15 protein-coding genes are annotated in these 17,232 nt (G+C 51.6%); 13 read left to right on the top strand and 2 right to left on the bottom strand.

From position 1 onward, the window contains the following. The first annotated feature begins 197 nt into the window (after window positions 1-197). The 7 genes from GYMC52_RS14995 to GYMC52_RS20055 all read left to right on the top strand — a co-directional run bounded on the left by GYMC52_RS14995 (window position 198) and on the right by GYMC52_RS20055 (window position 5,729). On the top strand, window positions 198-1,139 hold the full coding sequence (locus tag GYMC52_RS14995) for an ABC transporter substrate-binding protein (RefSeq protein ID WP_013524490.1): 942 nt from the start codon (window positions 198-200) through the stop codon (window positions 1,137-1,139). Between the two features lie 21 nt (window positions 1,140-1,160). Further along, window positions 1,161-2,168 (top strand): FecCD family ABC transporter permease, encoded by a 1,008-nt coding sequence (locus GYMC52_RS14990; protein ID WP_041469256.1) that lies wholly within the window; start codon window positions 1,161-1,163, stop codon window positions 2,166-2,168. Continuing rightward, on the top strand, window positions 2,161-3,141 hold the full coding sequence (locus GYMC52_RS14985) for a FecCD family ABC transporter permease (protein WP_013524488.1): 981 nt from the start codon (window positions 2,161-2,163) through the stop codon (window positions 3,139-3,141). The genes GYMC52_RS14990 and GYMC52_RS14985 overlap by 8 nt, the downstream gene beginning before the upstream one ends. A 16-nt stretch (window positions 3,142-3,157) precedes the next feature. Continuing rightward, entirely contained in the window at window positions 3,158-4,678 is a 1,521-nt protein-coding gene (locus tag GYMC52_RS14980; protein WP_173346442.1) for an Ig-like domain-containing protein, read from the top strand. Between the two features lie 219 nt (window positions 4,679-4,897). After that, complete coding sequence (locus tag GYMC52_RS14975) at window positions 4,898-5,251, top strand: GNAT family N-acetyltransferase (protein ID WP_227456687.1); 354 nt, start codon at window positions 4,898-4,900, stop codon at window positions 5,249-5,251. Beyond that, on the top strand, window positions 5,232-5,432 hold the full coding sequence (locus tag GYMC52_RS20060) for a GNAT family N-acetyltransferase (protein WP_230982713.1): 201 nt from the start codon (window positions 5,232-5,234) through the stop codon (window positions 5,430-5,432). The genes GYMC52_RS14975 and GYMC52_RS20060 overlap by 20 nt, the downstream gene beginning before the upstream one ends. Before the next feature lie 120 nt (window positions 5,433-5,552). Continuing rightward, a complete protein-coding gene (locus GYMC52_RS20055; RefSeq protein WP_230982712.1) occupies window positions 5,553-5,729 on the top strand; it encodes a hypothetical protein in 177 nt (58 codons plus the stop codon). Window positions 5,730-5,932: 203 nt separating this feature from the next. On the opposite strand, the gene GYMC52_RS14965 is transcribed toward GYMC52_RS20055, so the two are convergent. Both GYMC52_RS14965 and GYMC52_RS14960 read right to left on the bottom strand, forming a co-directional pair. Next, on the bottom strand, window positions 5,933-6,559 hold the full coding sequence (locus tag GYMC52_RS14965; protein WP_013144384.1) for a LysE family translocator: 627 nt from the start codon (window positions 6,557-6,559) through the stop codon (window positions 5,933-5,935). A gap of 130 nt (window positions 6,560-6,689) precedes the next feature. Next, complete coding sequence (locus GYMC52_RS14960) at window positions 6,690-7,640, bottom strand: cation diffusion facilitator family transporter (RefSeq protein WP_013144385.1); 951 nt, start codon at window positions 7,638-7,640, stop codon at window positions 6,690-6,692. A 206-nt stretch (window positions 7,641-7,846) separates the two neighbouring features. Here GYMC52_RS14960 and glgB point away from each other — a divergent pair, with 206 nt between their 5' ends. From glgB to GYMC52_RS14930, 6 genes are all read left to right on the top strand, one after another. Next, a complete protein-coding gene (gene glgB, locus GYMC52_RS14955; protein WP_230982772.1) occupies window positions 7,847-9,859 on the top strand; it encodes a 1,4-alpha-glucan branching enzyme in 2,013 nt (670 codons plus the stop codon). After that, window positions 9,741-10,910, top strand: coding sequence for a glucose-1-phosphate adenylyltransferase (locus GYMC52_RS14950; RefSeq protein ID WP_013144386.1), 1,170 nt, complete (start codon window positions 9,741-9,743; stop codon window positions 10,908-10,910). Before glgB ends, GYMC52_RS14950 begins: the two co-directional genes overlap by 119 nt. Beyond that, a complete protein-coding gene (locus GYMC52_RS14945) occupies window positions 10,907-11,941 on the top strand; it encodes a sugar phosphate nucleotidyltransferase (RefSeq protein ID WP_013524483.1) in 1,035 nt (344 codons plus the stop codon). Before GYMC52_RS14950 ends, GYMC52_RS14945 begins: the two co-directional genes overlap by 4 nt. Beyond that, window positions 11,938-13,395, top strand: a complete 1,458-nt coding sequence (gene glgA / locus GYMC52_RS14940) for a glycogen synthase GlgA (protein ID WP_013524482.1) — start codon at window positions 11,938-11,940, stop codon at window positions 13,393-13,395. The genes GYMC52_RS14945 and glgA overlap by 4 nt, the downstream gene beginning before the upstream one ends. Continuing rightward, window positions 13,382-15,796 (top strand): glycogen/starch/alpha-glucan phosphorylase, encoded by a 2,415-nt coding sequence (locus tag GYMC52_RS14935; RefSeq protein WP_013524481.1) that lies wholly within the window; start codon window positions 13,382-13,384, stop codon window positions 15,794-15,796. The genes glgA and GYMC52_RS14935 overlap by 14 nt, the downstream gene beginning before the upstream one ends. Before the next feature lie 146 nt (window positions 15,797-15,942). Next, window positions 15,943-17,061 carry an RNA-guided endonuclease InsQ/TnpB family protein gene (locus GYMC52_RS14930; protein ID WP_013524480.1) on the top strand — a complete coding sequence of 373 codons (1,119 nt, stop codon included), beginning with the start codon at window positions 15,943-15,945 and terminating at the stop codon, window positions 17,059-17,061. The last annotated feature ends 171 nt before the right edge of the window (window positions 17,062-17,232 follow it).

The following is a 17,232-nucleotide window of genomic DNA, read 5'->3' as shown; positions in this document are numbered from 1 at the left end:
AAACCCTTGTAAAACCGACTTTCTTTTTCTGTGAAAATGCGCCGCTTTGATCAGCGATTTTCATGCCAGGGTGGGGAGCAACGCTTGCTCATGAATGTTTTTTATTATTTTATTGACAAAGATATTCAATATCAATTATGATCTTTATTGATAAGGATTATCATTATTAAATAGAGATTGAAGGGGGAATATGTAACGTGTTGCAGAAAAAATGGACCTCTCTTCTTGCCGTGCTGATGGCGCTGTTCGTGTTGCTTGTGCCGTTGGCTCAACCGGCTGCGCCTGTTGAGGCCGCATCCAAGACAAGGGTGTTTAAGACGGAGCTTGGCAAGCTGGTGATCAAAGGTACCCCGAAGCGGATTGTCACGTTAAGCATGGCGGGGACAGATGCGGTTGTCACGTTAGGCTTAAAGCCAGTGGGGTATACGATTTCCAATTCTGGAACGGTGCCTACATACTTGCGCAATAAACTAAAAGGGGTGCCAAGCGTTGGGGCACTTAGCGCCCCGAGTTTGGAGAGAATCGCAGCGCTCAAACCGGATTTGATCATTATCGACCATGAATTTGAGTTCCATAAAGCGATTATCCCTCAGCTGAAAAAGATTGCGCCAGTAGCGGGATTTCGTGCGAACAGCTACAAGGAAGCGATGAATCAGCTTCTTGTATTGGGAGACATCTTAGGGCGGAAGGCGAAGGCAAAATCGTTTGTGAATCAGTTTTATAAAGAATTGAAATCGCAGCAGGCAAAATTAAAAGATAAAAATCTTCGTGTATTGGGCTTTTTCGTAAATAAAGATGGCATTAATGTATGGCAGGACAACTCATTCTCCGGATCGATTTTTACGGCGCTTAAGGCTGATTATGCATTTAAGGAAAAAGGGGATGAATACTCCGACTTTAAAACAGTAAGTTTAGAAAGAATTTTAGAAATCGATCCAGACGTGCTGTTTGCCTATACGGATCCTGGGAAGAATGACCTAAAAAAAGTGAAAGCCAACCCGATTTGGTCCCAATTAAAAGCGGTGAAAAAGAAGCGGGTGGTGGAAGTCAATCGCGATCTTTGGTCTCGCAGCCGGGGACCGTTGGCGGCAAAATTGATTGTAAAAGAAGCGGCATCCATTTTAAAACGTTATCAGTAATAGGATGATGCCGGCGAGAGGATGTCATCTTTGACATACGGAAAAAAAGCCATATGGATCAGCGTCATTGCAGGATTGGGCATCGTTTTGTTGATGATCGTTTCTTTAGTCTCTGGTCCGTTTTTTGTGCCGATTCCAAAAGTGCTGGATGTCCTTTTGCATGACGATGGATCCAAAGCACGAACGGTTGTCTGGAATCTACGGTTTCCCCGTGCGCTTTTGGCGGTTTTGATTGGGGCGAATCTGGCGGTCGCTGGAGCGATGATGCAATGTTTAACGAAAAATCCAATGGCCGAGCCAAAAATCATGGGAGTGTCGGCCGGCGCTGCTGCGATGGTTGTTCTAATCGAATATTTTTTCGCCGGCCTTCCCCTTCTTTTCTTTTCTCCCCTTGTCTTTTTGGGGGCGGCGGTTGGGGGAGCCCTCGTATATAGTTTGTCTCTGAAGAGAGGCACCCTTTCCCCGGTTCGTTTGACCCTTGCCGGAGTGGCGGTCAGCGCATTTTTGCATGCGATCACCGTCGGAATTTTGGTCTTGCTTGGACAGGATGCGGCCGCCGTATATGCATGGTTGGCCGGTGGATTAAATGGCTTGACGTGGCGCCATGTTTCGCTGATCGCTCCGTGGTCTCTTGCTGGCTTGCTCCTGTCCATCATGATCGCTTCGAAAATGGATCTGTTGGAGCTCGGCGATGATACAGCCAAAGGGCTTGGTGTTCATGTGGGGATTCTCAAAACTGTGATGGCAGTCATGATTATTATTTTGGCTGGAAGTGCGGTGTCCGTATCCGGGGTCATTGGGTTTATCGGCTTGATCATTCCGCACATCGTCCGAAAAATGGTCGGGGTGAATTATACGTATATCGTTCCGGTCAGCGCCTTGTGCGGAGGAATGTTGCTTTTGACGGCTGACTTGCTTGCACGCTTGGCGGCGCAGCCGATTGAACTTCCTGTCGGGGTGTTTACCGCCGCCATTGGTTGCCCATATTTTTTGTATTTGATTAGGAAGCAGGGCGAATGGAATGCGTAAGCGTGATGTGGGACTTGTGGCTGGGTTGGCATTGCTTCTTGTCATCATCGTGCCGCTCGGCGCTTGTTTCGGGGATGTGAAAATCCCTGTTTCGCAAGTATGGGAGGCATTTTTCAACCGAAAGTCTTCCCTGAATGGGGAAATCGTGTGGGAATATCGCTTGCCAAGGATATTGGTCGGGCTGTTTGTCGGCGCCAACCTCGCCGTATCCGGAGCGCTGTTGCAAGCCGTGACGCAAAACCCGCTTGCCGCTCCGAATGTCATTGGCATGACGGCTGGCGCCAGCTTATTTGCTGTGCTGGCGCTGCTGATCATTCCGCATTTTCCTGTCAGCGGCCTGCCGTTCGTCACCTTTTTCGGGGCTCTCTTCGCCGGCCTTTGCGTGTATGCGTTTGCTTGGAAGAAAGGAATGGATAAGGGCCGGTTTGCCCTATCGGGGATTGCTTTTGATGCCTTGTTTCAGGCCGTCATTACAGGGATTTTGGTTTTTGCGACCAAAGGAATTGATGCCGCGGTCATTTGGTTGGCGGGGAGTTTATGGGGACGGACATGGGAACATGTTTTTCTCATCGCTCCTTGGTCAGTTGTTGGACTCGGACTCGCTTATCTTTGTTATCGCCGCATGAATGTCTTGCAGCTGCACGATGATGTGGCCGCAAGCTTGGGAATGCGTGTTCAGGCGGCGCGTTTCCTGATCTTCCTCATCGCGGTCGGCTTGTGTGGAAGCGCCGTAGCTGTATCGGGTCCGATCGGATTTTTGGGACTGGTCATCCCCCATCTTGCCCGTTTGTTGACAAGGGCCGATTATCAGCTGCTCATTCCGGTCAGCGCCTTATTAGGAGCGATTTTGATGATCAGCGCGGATACGGCAGGAAGAACCATCGCGGCGCCAATCGAAATTCCGGTCGGCATCTTAACGGCATTCATCGGTGCGCCGTATTTTCTCTTTCTGCTTCGACGAGCAAAATTATAATGAAAAGGGGATCGGTATGAGTTGGAAAACATGGATGGTTTCTAGTTTCGCAGCCGTCAGTTTAGCCATAGCGGGAGCGGCGGAGTCTGAAGCATATGCGGCGAAACCGGCCAAGCTTGCCATTGAAAGTGCACAGCCGGTGAATGCTTCAACTGTGAAAGAGTATATCGTAAAAGGAAAAGGGCTCAAGGGAGCGAAGATCAAAATTGTGATCACCGATGGAAAAGCATCTGTCACTCATGACACTGTTGTTCAAAAGAGCGGATCGTTTGAAGCGCCGGTCAACGTATCGACATTACGAGATGGGACATTGACGGTGTCTGTCACGCAAATCATCAAGGGACAGAAGCATAGCCGCGTACAAAAAAAGATTATCAAGGATACGAAGGCGCCTTCCGTTCCGGTGATCACGAATAAAGGATGGATCAATGCCAAGCAGCAGAACGCTTATGCTGTCCAAGGAACAGCAGAACCCCATAGCGCTGTGCAAGTTTTGTTAAGCGATGGAAAGCAGCGCATCACCAAAACGGTGCGTGCAGACGGCAAAGGAAGATTCCGGGCGGTGATCGATGCAAGAAGATTGGCGGAAGGAGAGATTACGGTCTCCGCGGTTAGTGTGGATTCGGCAGGAAACCAAAGCGGCCAATCGAAGAAAGTGCTTCGGAAAGATGTGAGCATAGAGGCCCCTGAGCTGTTGAATGAAGGATATATCAACGCTTTCAACTATGAAGCTTATCCAGTAACGGGGACAGGAACGCCTGGAGAGAAAGTGGTGGTGGAGGCTGATGATGGAAAAAAATCCGTCTCAGCGAGCGGGCTTGTGGATGAAGATGGAAATTATGAAGTGGAGATCAATACTTCTTCTCTGAAGGACGGGAAGATCACGATCCGTGTGAAAACGATCGATCAAGCGGGGAATGAAAGCCGGATGGCAAGTGTCGTCCTCATCAAATCGTTGTCTTCTCCGGCCAAGCCGTCTATTGACAATAAAGGATATGTGAACGCCGGTGCAGATGCAACTGCTTATGAGGTGACGGGCAAGGGAGAGCCAGGGGCGGAAGTGGAGGTCACTTTGTCCGATGGAACGAATGAAATCAGCACAGTCGGTACGGTGGAAGAAAACGGGAGATACCGTGTAGAAGCGGATATTTCCCCGTTAAGCGATGGACTGATTACCATTACAGCCGTTCAAACGAGCGTTACAGGCAATGTAAGCCCAGAGGCAACCGCGACGGTTTGGAAGGATACAGCTGTTGCCGCTCCATCATTGAACGCCCTGCCAGCCGTTACGAGTCAAAATCAAGCGGCATATACGATCGCAGGAACGGCAGAAAGCAACGCATTGGTGCAAGTCATCATTACGGATGGACAAAAATCTCTCGTTGAACGGACGTCGGCGGACTCGAATGGGAATTTTTCGAAGACGATCGATCTGTCTGCATTCAACAATGGCCAGCTGATAATCATTGTGACACAAGAAGACAAAGCGCAAAACCATAGTGAAGCGACTACAGCGACGGTGACGAAAGGGCAATAAGAAGGAACCTGTCGGCCGAGCCTTTCTTTGAAGCGGGATGCTTCAAAGAGGGTTCGGCCGATTTTTTTATGAGTAGAAATGTTTCATAAGTATATGACATAATCGTTGTAACATGTGGGTCCCTTGGGGAATCGATGATTTGATTAACGATGATCATGCAATTGTTCGGGACCGTACACGACTTTTGGGCCGGGGAACAAAAAGCAAGGGGGATTTCCTATGGGAAACATCCAGCCAAGGCGGTTGGTGACGGCAAGCGGCCAACCGATTGTTATACGGACGGCATGGCCCGAGGATGCCGAGCGGATCGTTGCGTTTGTCAAGGCCGTGACCGCGGAAGCGCTTTACTTGCTTACGACGGAAGCGGAAGTGACGGTCACAGAAGAGCAACAACGCCAATGGCTGCAAAAAATGGCGGACGATCCTGGAAAGTTGGCGCTGTTGGCCGAGCATGACGGAGAGATGATCGGGTTTTTAGATTTTCATAATGGAAATAAGCGGTTTCGGCATGAGCGTGAAAAACGGCTTTCGAGGCCAGGGGATCGGCACGGCGTTGCTTGCAGCGCTCCTTGATTGGGCAAAAGAAAATCCTTTGATTGAAAAAGTTTGCCTCGAAGTCGTCGCTGACAACACGGACGCGATTCGATTGTATCAAAAGTTTGGATTTGTGGAAGAAGGCGTGAAGAAAAAAGCTGCAAAAATCGATGACGGGACGAATTGGGATTTGATTTTGATGGCCCGCTTTGTCAAGTAGGTTCGGCGGATGAGTGCGGGGAGATCGCTCGATGAGCATTTCCTTCCTTTCTATTGCGCCGGTTTGCGCTTCGGTGCGGCGGTCGGCGTGACAAGGAGGGAGAACGTGAGAGACAAGGGAATGAGGTTGTTGCCGCTTGGCGTCAGGCTCATGAAGCCGCAGCGGGAACAATACAAACGGATGGCGGCCTGCGAGAGAAAGGCCGCCATGTTGGTTTTGGTTGAAATGCCCAATCTTTTGTCATTTGGTCCCGATGTGCTGTTGTTTCTGCCGTTGTTTCTCCTAGAAGGCTTGTGATTTAAGGGGAAATGTTGCTCCCCAACAGCGTTTCTCAAATTGAAAAACCTTGCAACACCATAACTTTATCCCTTTCGACTTCTCGCAAATCGAGCGAATCCGTTGTTTTTCACCGGCCTTCTAGGAGGCGCGGCGCTTTTTTGAGTAAAAGAGGTGTTGGGGGCTGCTCGCAGAAAGGAGAAGCCGCTCCTGGCCGCGCGCCGCTACGAACGCTCGCTGAAGGCGATTTGAATGCCGATTAGGGCGAAGATGGCGCCTTTGAGCCAATGGATTCGCTTCGTGATGGCGGTGTTGGCCAAGAGCCAATGGCGCAGTTTTTCCGCGCCGATGCTCACCAAGGTGAAGACGGCGAGCGCTTGAGCGAGAAAGACGGCGCCAAGAAGCAACATCTGTTGCGGCACGCGGCCCGCTGACGGATCAACGAACTGAGGCAAGAGCGCCAAAAAGAAGAGCGACACTTTCGGGTTGAGCACGTTCATGACAATGCCTTTTTTGTACAGCGAGGCGTATGCCATTGGCTTCTGCCGCCCAAAGGCGAGACTGCTGTCTTTTTCGCGGAACGCCTGCCATGCCAAGTACAGCAAATACGCGGCGCCGGCGTACTTGACGATGGCAAACGCCAAGGCGGATTGGTAAATGACAGCCGAGACGCCAAGCGTGGCTGCGCTGATGTGGACAAGCAGGCCGGTGCACAGCCCGAGCGCGGTGGCGATGCCCGCCTGTTTGCCTTGGGACAGGCTTTGGGCGATGACGAACAAAATGTCTGGCCCCGGCGCTAACGTAAGCAAAACGGCGACGCCTAAAAACGAGAAGATCGTTCCGATTCCCATGAGGCATCCCTTCCTTCGGCATGATGACTCTATATGTTCGCCGCGGATCGTATTGATTCCTTTTTGTTTGAAAGGGAAAATGGACAAACGAAAAAGCCGCCCATGCCATTCAAAGCAGAGGCGGCATTTCCTATTCATGGGAAGCTTTTTTCTCCAAAAACGCCCGGCCATAGCGGCCATGGTCATGGAGCATGGCGTGCTCCACCTGGATGGTGGCGTGCTCGATTCCGTATTTTTCCTTCAACATTTCATTCACCGCCAAGATGACGCATAGCGGCTGGATGCGTTCGTTGACAAACACATGAGCCGACAGCGAGTAATGGTCGGTCGAGATGGCCCATAAGTGCATGTCGTGCACGTCTTCGACCCCTTCGATCTTTCGAATATCGGCGCGGATTTGTTCGAGGTCGAACCCATCTGGCACGGCTTCCATTAAGATGAGATACGATTCGCGCATAATTTTCGCCCCGCCTGTGAAAATGATGGCGGCGATTACTAAGCTGATGATCGGGTCGAACACCGTCCAGCCGGTGAAGTAAATGAGCAGCGCGGAAACGATGACGCCGATCGAGCTAATCAAGTCGCCGATGAAATGCCAAAGGGCGCTCTGAACGTTCAAGTTGTCTTCCTCTTTCGTGCTCCGGCTTAAGACGATAGTCAACGTCAAGTTGACGACGAGGCCGATCGCTGCGATCCCGAGCATGAGGCGAAAGTTGATCGGTTCAGGATGGAGAAAACGCTGAATGCCTTCCCATAAAATCCACAGCGCAATGACGGCCAACGTCAGCCCGTTCAAAAACGATGTGATGATTTCAAACCGCAAAAAGCCGAACGTAAACCGACGGTTCGGCGGGCGCGTCGCCATGTAGAGGGCGACCATGCTTAAGCCAAGCGCCAATACATCGGATGCCATATGGGCCGAATCGGACAAGAGGGCGAGTGAGTTGGAAATCAGTCCGCCAATGATTTCGACGGCGGTGAAAAACATGGTCAACAAAAGCGTCACCCAGAGCGCTTTTTTCGATTCATTTTGCGTTTTGACGTGCGGGAGATGGTGAAAATCGTACAGTGTTGGAGCCATAATGCACCTCCATTATTTATAATAATTATCAACTTATATATATTATAATATAAAAATCCGCCTGTGTGCAAATGAAATTTCGACAGCCAGAAACAGCGGTTGTTGGAATTTGTCTAAAAATATAGACGAAGCATTCAAGGAATGAAGCCTTCTGTTGGCGAATAGGAATCAATGTTGTGTATGGCCATCATTTTGCTTCGGAAAGGATGCGATCCAGCTTGATTGCGGCGAATCCGACAGATTTAGAAGTGTATTTGTTTCATGAAGGCCGTTTGTATCAAAGTTATGAGCTGTTCGGCGCTCATGTCATCCGCGACGGCGGAGCGGTCGGCACTCGCTTTTGCGTGTGGGCGCCCCATGCGCGGGAAGTCCGTCTTGTCGGCAGTTTCAACGATTGGAATGGGGCGAATTCCCCCCTGACGAAGGTGAACGACGAAGGGGTATGGACGATCGTTGTTCCAGAAAACTTGGAAGGGCATCTCTATAAATATGAGATCATCACACCGGATGGCCGTGTTCTGTTGAAAGCCGACCCGTACGCCTTTTACTCCGAATTGCGCCCTCATACCGCCTCGATTGTCTACGATTTGAAAGGATACGAGTGGAATGATTCATCTTGGCAGCGGAAGAAACGGCGAAAGCGGATTTATGACCAACCGATGGTCATTTATGAACTTCATTTCGGTTCGTGGAAAAAGAAACCGGACGGCCGCTTTTATACGTACCGTGAGATGGCCGACGAACTCATTCCGTACGTGCTGGAGCGCGGATTTACGCACATTGAGCTGCTTCCGCTTGTCGAGCATCCGCTCGATCGTTCGTGGGGATATCAAGGGACCGGCTATTATTCGGTGACAAGCCGCTATGGCACGCCGCACGATTTCATGTATTTCGTCGACCGCTGCCATCAAGCGGGGCTTGGCGTCATCATCGACTGGGTGCCGGGGCATTTTTGCAAGGACGCCCACGGGCTGTACATGTTTGACGGCGCACCGACGTATGAATACGCGAATGAAAAAGACCGAGAAAATTACGTCTGGGGGACGGCGAATTTTGACTTGGGCAAGCCGGAAGTGCGCAGTTTTCTGATCTCCAATGCGTTGTTTTGGCTGGAGTATTACCATGTGGACGGGTTTCGCGTCGATGCGGTCGCCAATATGCTTTATTGGCCGAACAACGACCGGCTCTATGAAAATCCGTATGCGGTCGAGTTTTTGCGCCAGTTGAATGAGGCGGTGTTTGCCTATGACCCGAACGTCTTGATGATCGCTGAAGATTCGACCGACTGGCCTCGGGTGACCGCGCCGACGTACGATGGCGGCCTTGGGTTTAACTACAAGTGGAACATGGGCTGGATGAACGACATGCTGAAGTATATGGAAACGCCGCCGCATGAGCGGAAATACGCCCATAACCAAGTCAGTTTTTCCCTCCTTTATGCGTATTCGGAAAATTTCATTTTGCCATTTTCCCATGATGAAGTTGTGCATGGCAAAAAATCGCTGCTCAATAAAATGCCTGGGTCGTACGAAGAGAAGTTCGCCCAGCTGCGCCTATTGTATGGCTACATGATGGCCCACCCTGGGAAAAAGCTGCTGTTTATGGGCAGTGAGTTTGCCCAGTTTGATGAATGGAAGTTTGAGGGAGAGCTCGACTGGGTGCTGTTCGATTTTGAATTGCACCGGAAAATGGACGAATATGTGAAGCAGCTGATCGCCTGCTATAAACGGTATAAGCCGTTTTACGAGCTTGATCATGATCCGAGGGGGTTTGAATGGATTGACGTTCATAATGCCGAGCAAAGCATTTTCTCGTTCGTCCGCCGCGGGAAAAAAGACGGCGATCTATTGGTAATTGTTTGCAATTTCACAAATCAAGCGTATGACGATTACAAAGTCGGCGTGCCGCTTTTGGCGCCGTACCGCGAAGTGCTTAACAGCGATGCAGCGGAGTTTGGCGGTTCGGGACATGTCAACGGGAAGCGGCTTCCCGCTTTCAGTGAGCCGTTTCATGGAAAACCGTACCATGTGCGCATGACGATTCCGCCGTTTGGCATTTCCATTTTGCGGCCAGTGCAAAAACGAGGGGAGAGAAAGCAGAATGAAGAAGAAGTGCATCGCCATGTTATTGGCCGGCGGGCAAGGAAGCCGGCTTCGCTCGCTGACGAAAAACATCGCGAAACCAGCCGTGCCGTTTGGGGGGAAGTACCGGATCATTGATTTTACGTTGAGCAATTGCACGAACTCGGGCATTGACACAGTCGGGGTGTTGACCCAATATCAGCCGCTTCTTTTGCACTCGTACATCGGCATCGGAAGCGCATGGGATTTAGATCGAAGAAACGGGGGCGTCACCGTCCTTCCCCCTTACTCCGCCTCTTCCGGCGTCAAATGGTACGAAGGCACAGCGAACGCCATTTATCAAAATATGAATTATATTGAACAATACGACCCGGATTACGTTCTCGTGCTGTCTGGCGATCATATTTACAAGATGGATTACCAGCAGATGCTCGACTACCATATCGCCAAACAGGCGGATGCAACGATTTCCGTCATTGAAGTGCCGTGGGAAGAGGCGAGCCGATTCGGCATTATGAACACGAATGAAAACATGGAGATTGTCGAATTTGCCGAAAAGCCGGCCAATCCGAAAAGCAATTTGGCATCGATGGGCATTTACATTTTCAACTGGCCGTTATTGAGGGAGTATTTGCAAATCGACAACGCCGACCCGCATTCGTCGCACGACTTCGGCAAAGATGTGATTCCGCGGCTGCTTCGGGAGAACAAGCGGCTCGTGGCCTATCCGTTCAAAGGCTATTGGAAAGATGTCGGCACCGTCAAAAGCTTGTGGGAAGCCAACATGGATTTGCTCGATGAACACAATGAACTTGACTTGTTTGACCGCTCGTGGCGCATTTATTCGGTCAACCCGAACCAGCCGCCGCAATACATCGCTCCCGAGGCGGAAGTGAGCGATTCTCTCATCAATGAGGGATGCGTCGTGGAAGGAACGGTGGAGCGCTCGGTGCTGTTTCAAGGCGCCCGCATCGGCAAGGGAGCGGTTGTGAAAGAATCCGTCATTATGCCAGGGGCAACAGTTGGTGAAGGAGCGTATGTCGAGCGAGCGATCGTCACTCCGGAGATCGTCATCCCGCCGCATTCGACTGTGAGCCCGGGCGATGCTGATGATGACGTCGTGCTCGTAACGACCGAGTGGATCAAGCAACGGAATAAGGACACCGCAAGGAAGGATGGAGCACAATGAACAACAACATGATGTTGGGCGTCATCGACGCGACCACGTATATGGAGGCAATGGCGCCGCTTGTCGAGCAACGCTCAATCGCAGCGGTGCCGTTTGCCGGGCGGTATCGGCTCATTGATTTCGTGCTTTCAAGCATGGTCAACTCCGGCATTGAAAGCGTCGCGATTTTTCCGAAATACCAATATCGGTCGCTGATGGACCATTTAGGATCAGGGAAGAATTGGGATTTAAACCGAAAGCGGGACGGATTGTTTTTCTTCCCATCGCCGGACTTGTTGTTTTCCGGTGAGCGCCGGGTCGGGGCGTTTGCCCATTTTGAGCAGCATATCGACTATTTTTTGCGGAGCCGGCAAAAGTATGCGGTCATCGCCAATAGCTACACGGTGTGCAACATCGACTTTGACGCCGTCCTCGAGCGCTATATCGAACGCGGCTGCGATGTGACGCGAGTTTGCCATCGCGGCGAGCCGCTGGAGATGTACGTGTTGGAGACGTCTCTTCTGCTTGATTTGATCTCCGTCTACAAAGAACGCGGCTATCGAAGCATCGTCGATGTCGTCTGCGATGACTGCCATTCGCTGTCCATTTGCGACTATGAATACAGCGGGTATGCGGACGTCATCGATTCGCTCGCCCGCTATTTTCAGGCAAGCATGGAGCTTCTTGACCGCAGCGTTTGGGAGCAGCTTTTTCTTCCATCGCGGCCGATTTATACGAAAGTGAAAGACGAGCCGCCGACGAAATACCGCCGGGAAGGGAATGTGAAGCGCTCGATGATCGCCAACGGCTGCGTCATTGAAGGAACGGTGGAAAACAGCGTCCTGTTTCGTTCCGTGAAAATCGGCAAAGGAGCCGTTGTGAAGAACAGCATCGTGATGCAAAAATGCCAAATCGGCGACGGGTGCGTGCTTGATGGCGTCATCGTCGACAAAGATGCGAAAATCGAACCGGGGGTCGTTTTGCAAGGGACGGCGGAGCGGCCGTTTGTCGTTCGCAAAGGAACGGTGCAAGGGGAGGTCGTGAATCGATGAACGTGCTGTTTGCCGTATCAGAATGCGCCCCGTTTGCCAAATCGGGAGGATTGGCCGACGTCGTCGGCGCGCTGCCGAAAGAGCTGCGCCGGCTCGGCGTGGACGTCCGTGTTATGATGCCAAAGTATGAAACGATTGCTCTAAAGTGGAAAGAACGAATGGGCAAAGTGGCGGAGCTCGTCGTGCCAGTCGGGTGGCGCCGCCAGTATTGCGGCGTTGAGAAGCTCGAGCATGACGGGGTCGTCTATTACTTGATCGACAACGAATACTATTTCAAACGGCCGCAGCTGTACGGCCATGATGACGACGGCGAGCGGTTCGCTTATTTTTGCCGGGCGGTGCTGGACGCGCTTCCGGCGATTTCGTTTCAGCCCGACGTCATTCATTGCCATGACTGGCACACCGGCATGATTCCGTTTTTCTTGCGCGAGCAATACCGTCATGATCCGTTTTATGCGGATATCCGCACTATCTTTACGATTCACAACTTGCAGTTTCAAGGGCTGTTTCCGCGCGGGATTTTAGAGGATTTGTTGAATTTGGACGGACGGTATTTCACCGTCGACCATCTCGAGTTTTACGGAAGCGTCAGCTTTATGAAAGGGGCGCTTGTCGCCTCCGATTTGATTACGACGGTCAGCCCGACGTACAAAGAAGAGATTCAAACCGCCTATTACGGCGAGCGGCTTGACGGGCTGTTGCGGGCGCGGCGGGATGATTTGCTTGGCATTTTAAACGGCATTGACGACGAGTTTTACAACCCGGAAACCGATCCGTTTTTGGCGGCGACCTATAGCGTACATACGCGGGAAAGAAAAAAACTCAACAAGCGCGCTTTGCAGCGGCGGTTTGGTCTGCCAGAGCGGGATGATGCGCCCGTTGTCGCGATGGTGACGCGAATGACGGCGCAAAAAGGACTCGATTTAGTCACGTGCGTCTTTCATGATCTGATGCAGGAAGAGATGCAGCTTGTTGTGCTTGGAACGGGGGATTGGCGGTTTGAACAGTTTTTCTCGCAAATGGCGGCGGCCTATCCGGACAAAGTCGGGGTGTACATCGGCTTTCACGAACCGCTCGCCCATCAAATTTATGCGGGCGCGGACTTGTTTTTAATGCCGTCATTGTTTGAACCGTGCGGGCTGAGCCAAATGATCGCGCTTCGGTACGGGACGATTCCGATCGTTCGGGAAACGGGCGGGCTGAACGATACGGTGCAATCGTACAATGAATTCACAGGAGAAGGGAACGGGTTCAGCTTTACGAACTTTAACGCCCACGACATGTTGTACACGATCCGCCGGGCGCTGTCGTTTTACCGCCAGCCGTCGATCTGGGAGCGGCTCATGGAGCGGGCGATGCGCGGCGATTACAGCTGGCGCCGGTCGGCGAGGGAGTATCGAAAAGCGTACGAACAGCTGAACAAAAAGGGGGAAGACGCGCTTGTTCGCGGATAAAGAAACGTTTCAACGGGCGTTTGTGACGCGGGTCGAGGCGTTGTGCGGCAAACCGTTTGCGGAGTCGACGGCGCGCGATCATTATCATGTCCTTGGCCATATGGTGCGCGAACATATCAGCCGCCATTGGATCGCGACGAACGAGCGCTGCCGGGCGGAGCGGCGGAAGCAGGTGTACTATTTGTCGATCGAGTTTTTGCTCGGCCGTTTGCTCGGAAGCAACTTGTTAAACCTCGGCGTCCGCCCGATGGTCGAAGAGGGGCTTCGCGAGCTCGGCATCCGCCTTGAGGACATTGAGGAATGCGAAGCGGACGCCGGGCTTGGCAACGGCGGGCTGGGGCGGCTCGCCGCCTGTTTTCTTGACTCGCTCGCCACATTGAATTTGCCGGGCCACGGCCACGGCATTCGCTATAAACACGGGCTGTTTGACCAAAAAATCGTTGACGGCTATCAAGTCGAGCTGCCGGAGCAATGGCTGCGAAACGGGAACGTTTGGGAAATCCGGAAAGAAGAGCTGGCGGTCGAAGTTCGCTTCTGGGGGAGGGTCGAGGTGTCGGAACAAAACGGCCGCCTTGTGTTCCGCCATGTCGACAGCGAAAACGTGATGGCCGTGCCGTACGATATGCCGGTCATCGGCTTCGGGACGAACACGGTCAACACGCTCAGGCTTTGGAGCGCCGAGCCGGCGAAAACGTTCCCGCTTCATAAAGATGTGATGCAATACAAGCGGGAGACGGAAGCCATTTCGGAGTTTTTGTACCCGGACGATACGCACGATGAAGGCAAACTGCTCCGGTTAAAGCAGCAGTATTTTCTGGCCGCCGCCAGCCTCGGCAGCATCACTCGCTCCCATCGCCGCCAGCACGGGAGCTTGCGCCGCCTCCATGAATATGTCGCCATTCATATCAACGACACGCACCCGGTGCTCGCGATTCCGGAGTTGATGCGCATTTTGCTCGATGAGGAAGGGATGAGCTGGGAAGAGGCTTGGCACATTACGACCCATACGATCGCGTACACGAATCATACGACGCTGGCGGAAGCGCTGGAGAAATGGCCGATTCGTCTGTTTCAGCCGCTGTTGCCGCGCATTTATATGATTGTCGAGGAAATCAACGAACGGTTTTGCCGCGAGCTGTGGGAACGTTATCCCGGCGATTGGGGGCGGATTGAACAAATGGCCATCGTCGCCCACGGGATGGTGAAAATGGCGCACTTGGCCGTCGTTGCGAGCCATAGCGTCAACGGCGTGGCGAAACTGCATACGGAGATTTTGAAACAGCGGGAGATGCGCTTGTTTTACGAATGGGCGCCGCACAAGTTCAACAACAAAACGAACGGGGTGACGCACCGGCGCTGGCTGTTGAAAGCCAACCCTGAGCTGTCGGCGTTGATTACGGAAACGATTGGTCCGCGCTGGATCCGCGAGCCGGAAGCATTGATTGAGCTGAAGTCTTATGCTTCCGATCCGGCGTTTCAGCAGGCGTTGGCTGCGGTCAAACAGCAGCGGAAGGCGAGGCTCGCCGCCCGCATTTACGAAAAAACCGGGATTCTTGTTGACGAATCGTCCATTTTTGACGTGCAAGTGAAGCGGCTGCACGCTTATAAACGGCAGTTGTTAAACGTTTTGCACATTATGCATTTATACAATCGGCTGAAAGAGGATTCACACTTCTCGATTTATCCGCGCACGTTCATTTTCGGAGCGAAAGCGTCGCCAGGCTATTACTACGCCAAGCGGATCATTAAGCTCATCCATTCCGTTGCCGACAAGGTGAACAACGACAACCAGGTAAATGAACAGCTGAAAGTCATTTTTTTGGAAAATTACCGCGTATCGCTCGCGGAAGAAATCATTCCGGCCGCCGATGTGAGCGAACAAATCTCAACAGCCAGCAAAGAAGCGTCCGGGACGGGCAACATGAAGTTTATGATGAACGGCGCCGTTACGCTTGGTACGCTGGATGGAGCGAACGTCGAAATCGCGGAAGCCGTCGGGGAGGAAAACATGTTTTTGTTCGGGCTGACGGCCGATGAAGTGCTCCGCTACTACGAACACGGAGGCTATCGGGCGCATGAGTATTACCATCATGACAAACGGATCAAGCAAGTTGTCGACCAGCTTGTCAACGGCTTTTTCCCTGATGTCGGCGACTACTTTGAGCCGATTTACGACTCGCTGTTGGCGCAAAACGACGAATATTTTGTGCTGCGCGACTTTGCCGCCTACGCCGAGGCGCACGAGCGGGTTGAAGAGGCTTACCGCGATCCGGCGCGCTGGTGGCGGATGAGCGCCGTCAACATCGCGCATTCCGGTCGTTTTGCCAGCGATCGGACCGTAGCCGAATACGCGGCCGAAATTTGGGGTCTTTTGCCGTCGGGGGAACGTTTCTCAACTTAGGAAAGGACGTTTTTGGGCTGCTTTTTCATCGTCTTTGGCGAGGAGACCCCCACTTCAACGACCAAAGGGAGTAAGTGGGGGAGGAATCGCTTTTTTGTGTTTTTGTATCACTAAAAAATATATTTAGTGAAAGAGAGGTGAGACAAATGGACATGACGTTAACAGCCAAAATCAAAATTTACCCAACAGCGGAACAAGCAGAAGTATTGAAAGCCACCCTTTCCGCCTATCGACAAGCGTGCAACGCTGTGTCTGTTGTGATTTTTGACACAAAAGTGCTTGCACAAGCCAAGTTACACGACATGACCTATCGTCTACTTCGATCAAACTACGCTTTGCGTTCGCAAATGGCGCAATCTGTAATCAAGACGGTTATCGCTAGATATCGTTCCCTAAAAAGCAATGGTCACGAATGGACATTGGTTCGCTTTAAAAAACCTGAATATGATCTCGTTTGGAATCGAGATTACTCCATTGTTCAAGGGTTATTTTCTGTCAATACACTAGAAGGACGAATCAAAGTGCCATTCGAACCAAAAGGCATGGAACCATATTTTGATGGCTCATGGACGTTTGGCACAGCCAAACTCGTCTACAAGCATAACAAATTCTTTTTGCACATCCCCATGACCAAAACAATTCCAACCGTAGATGAACACAACATTCGCCAAGTGGTCGGTGTCGATGTGGGTGTTAACTTTCTTGCAGCAGCTTATGATTCGCAAGGGAAAACTATCTTTTTTAACGGACGAAAAATCAAGCATATGCGTGCCAAGTACAAACGAATGCGAAAAACCCTCCAGCAAAAAGGGACGGCTTCTGCGCGTCGGAAGTTGAAAACAATCGGACAACGAGAAAACCGTTGGATGACGGATGTGAACCATGCTGTCACGAAGGCACTCGTTCGTCAATATGGAGAACGTACCCTTTTTGTATTAGAAGATTTAACAGGCATTCGTGAAAAAACAGAACGTGTACGTATCCATGACCGATATGAAACCGTATCGTGGGCTTTCTATCAGTTCCGTCAAATGTTAGAGTATAAGGCACGTTTGCATGGGTCAAAAGTGATTGTGGTTGCTCCGCATTACACCTCTTTGACATGTCCAAAGTGCGGGCATACGGAAAAAGCCAATCGAAACAAGCGTACACACACCTTTTGTTGTCGAACATGCGGATATACCTCAAACGATGACCGCATTGGTGCTATGAACCTTCAACGAAAAGGAATAGAGTACATCGTTGAAGGAACGACACAGGCATGACCTGCGTCGTTGGGTAGTTGTCAACCTGCCCCTGATGCAACCCCAAGTCAAGGAAGGAGGACGAAGTCCGCTCGCACTTCTGGGGAGTTGCAAGCCCCCACTTCAAGCGTTAGCGAAGTGGGGGCAGTTGACTCAATCATCGTCCTTTTAGGGAATTTCGAGGGAGAAGGC

Origin of the sequence: Geobacillus sp. Y412MC52 (genome assembly GCF_000174795.2) — a bacterium.
In the GTDB taxonomy this organism is placed as follows: Bacteria; Bacillota; Bacilli; order Bacillales; family Anoxybacillaceae; genus Geobacillus; species Geobacillus thermoleovorans.
Note: the sequence above shows the minus strand (reverse complement) of the source record. Positions and strands in the feature narration are given on the sequence as shown.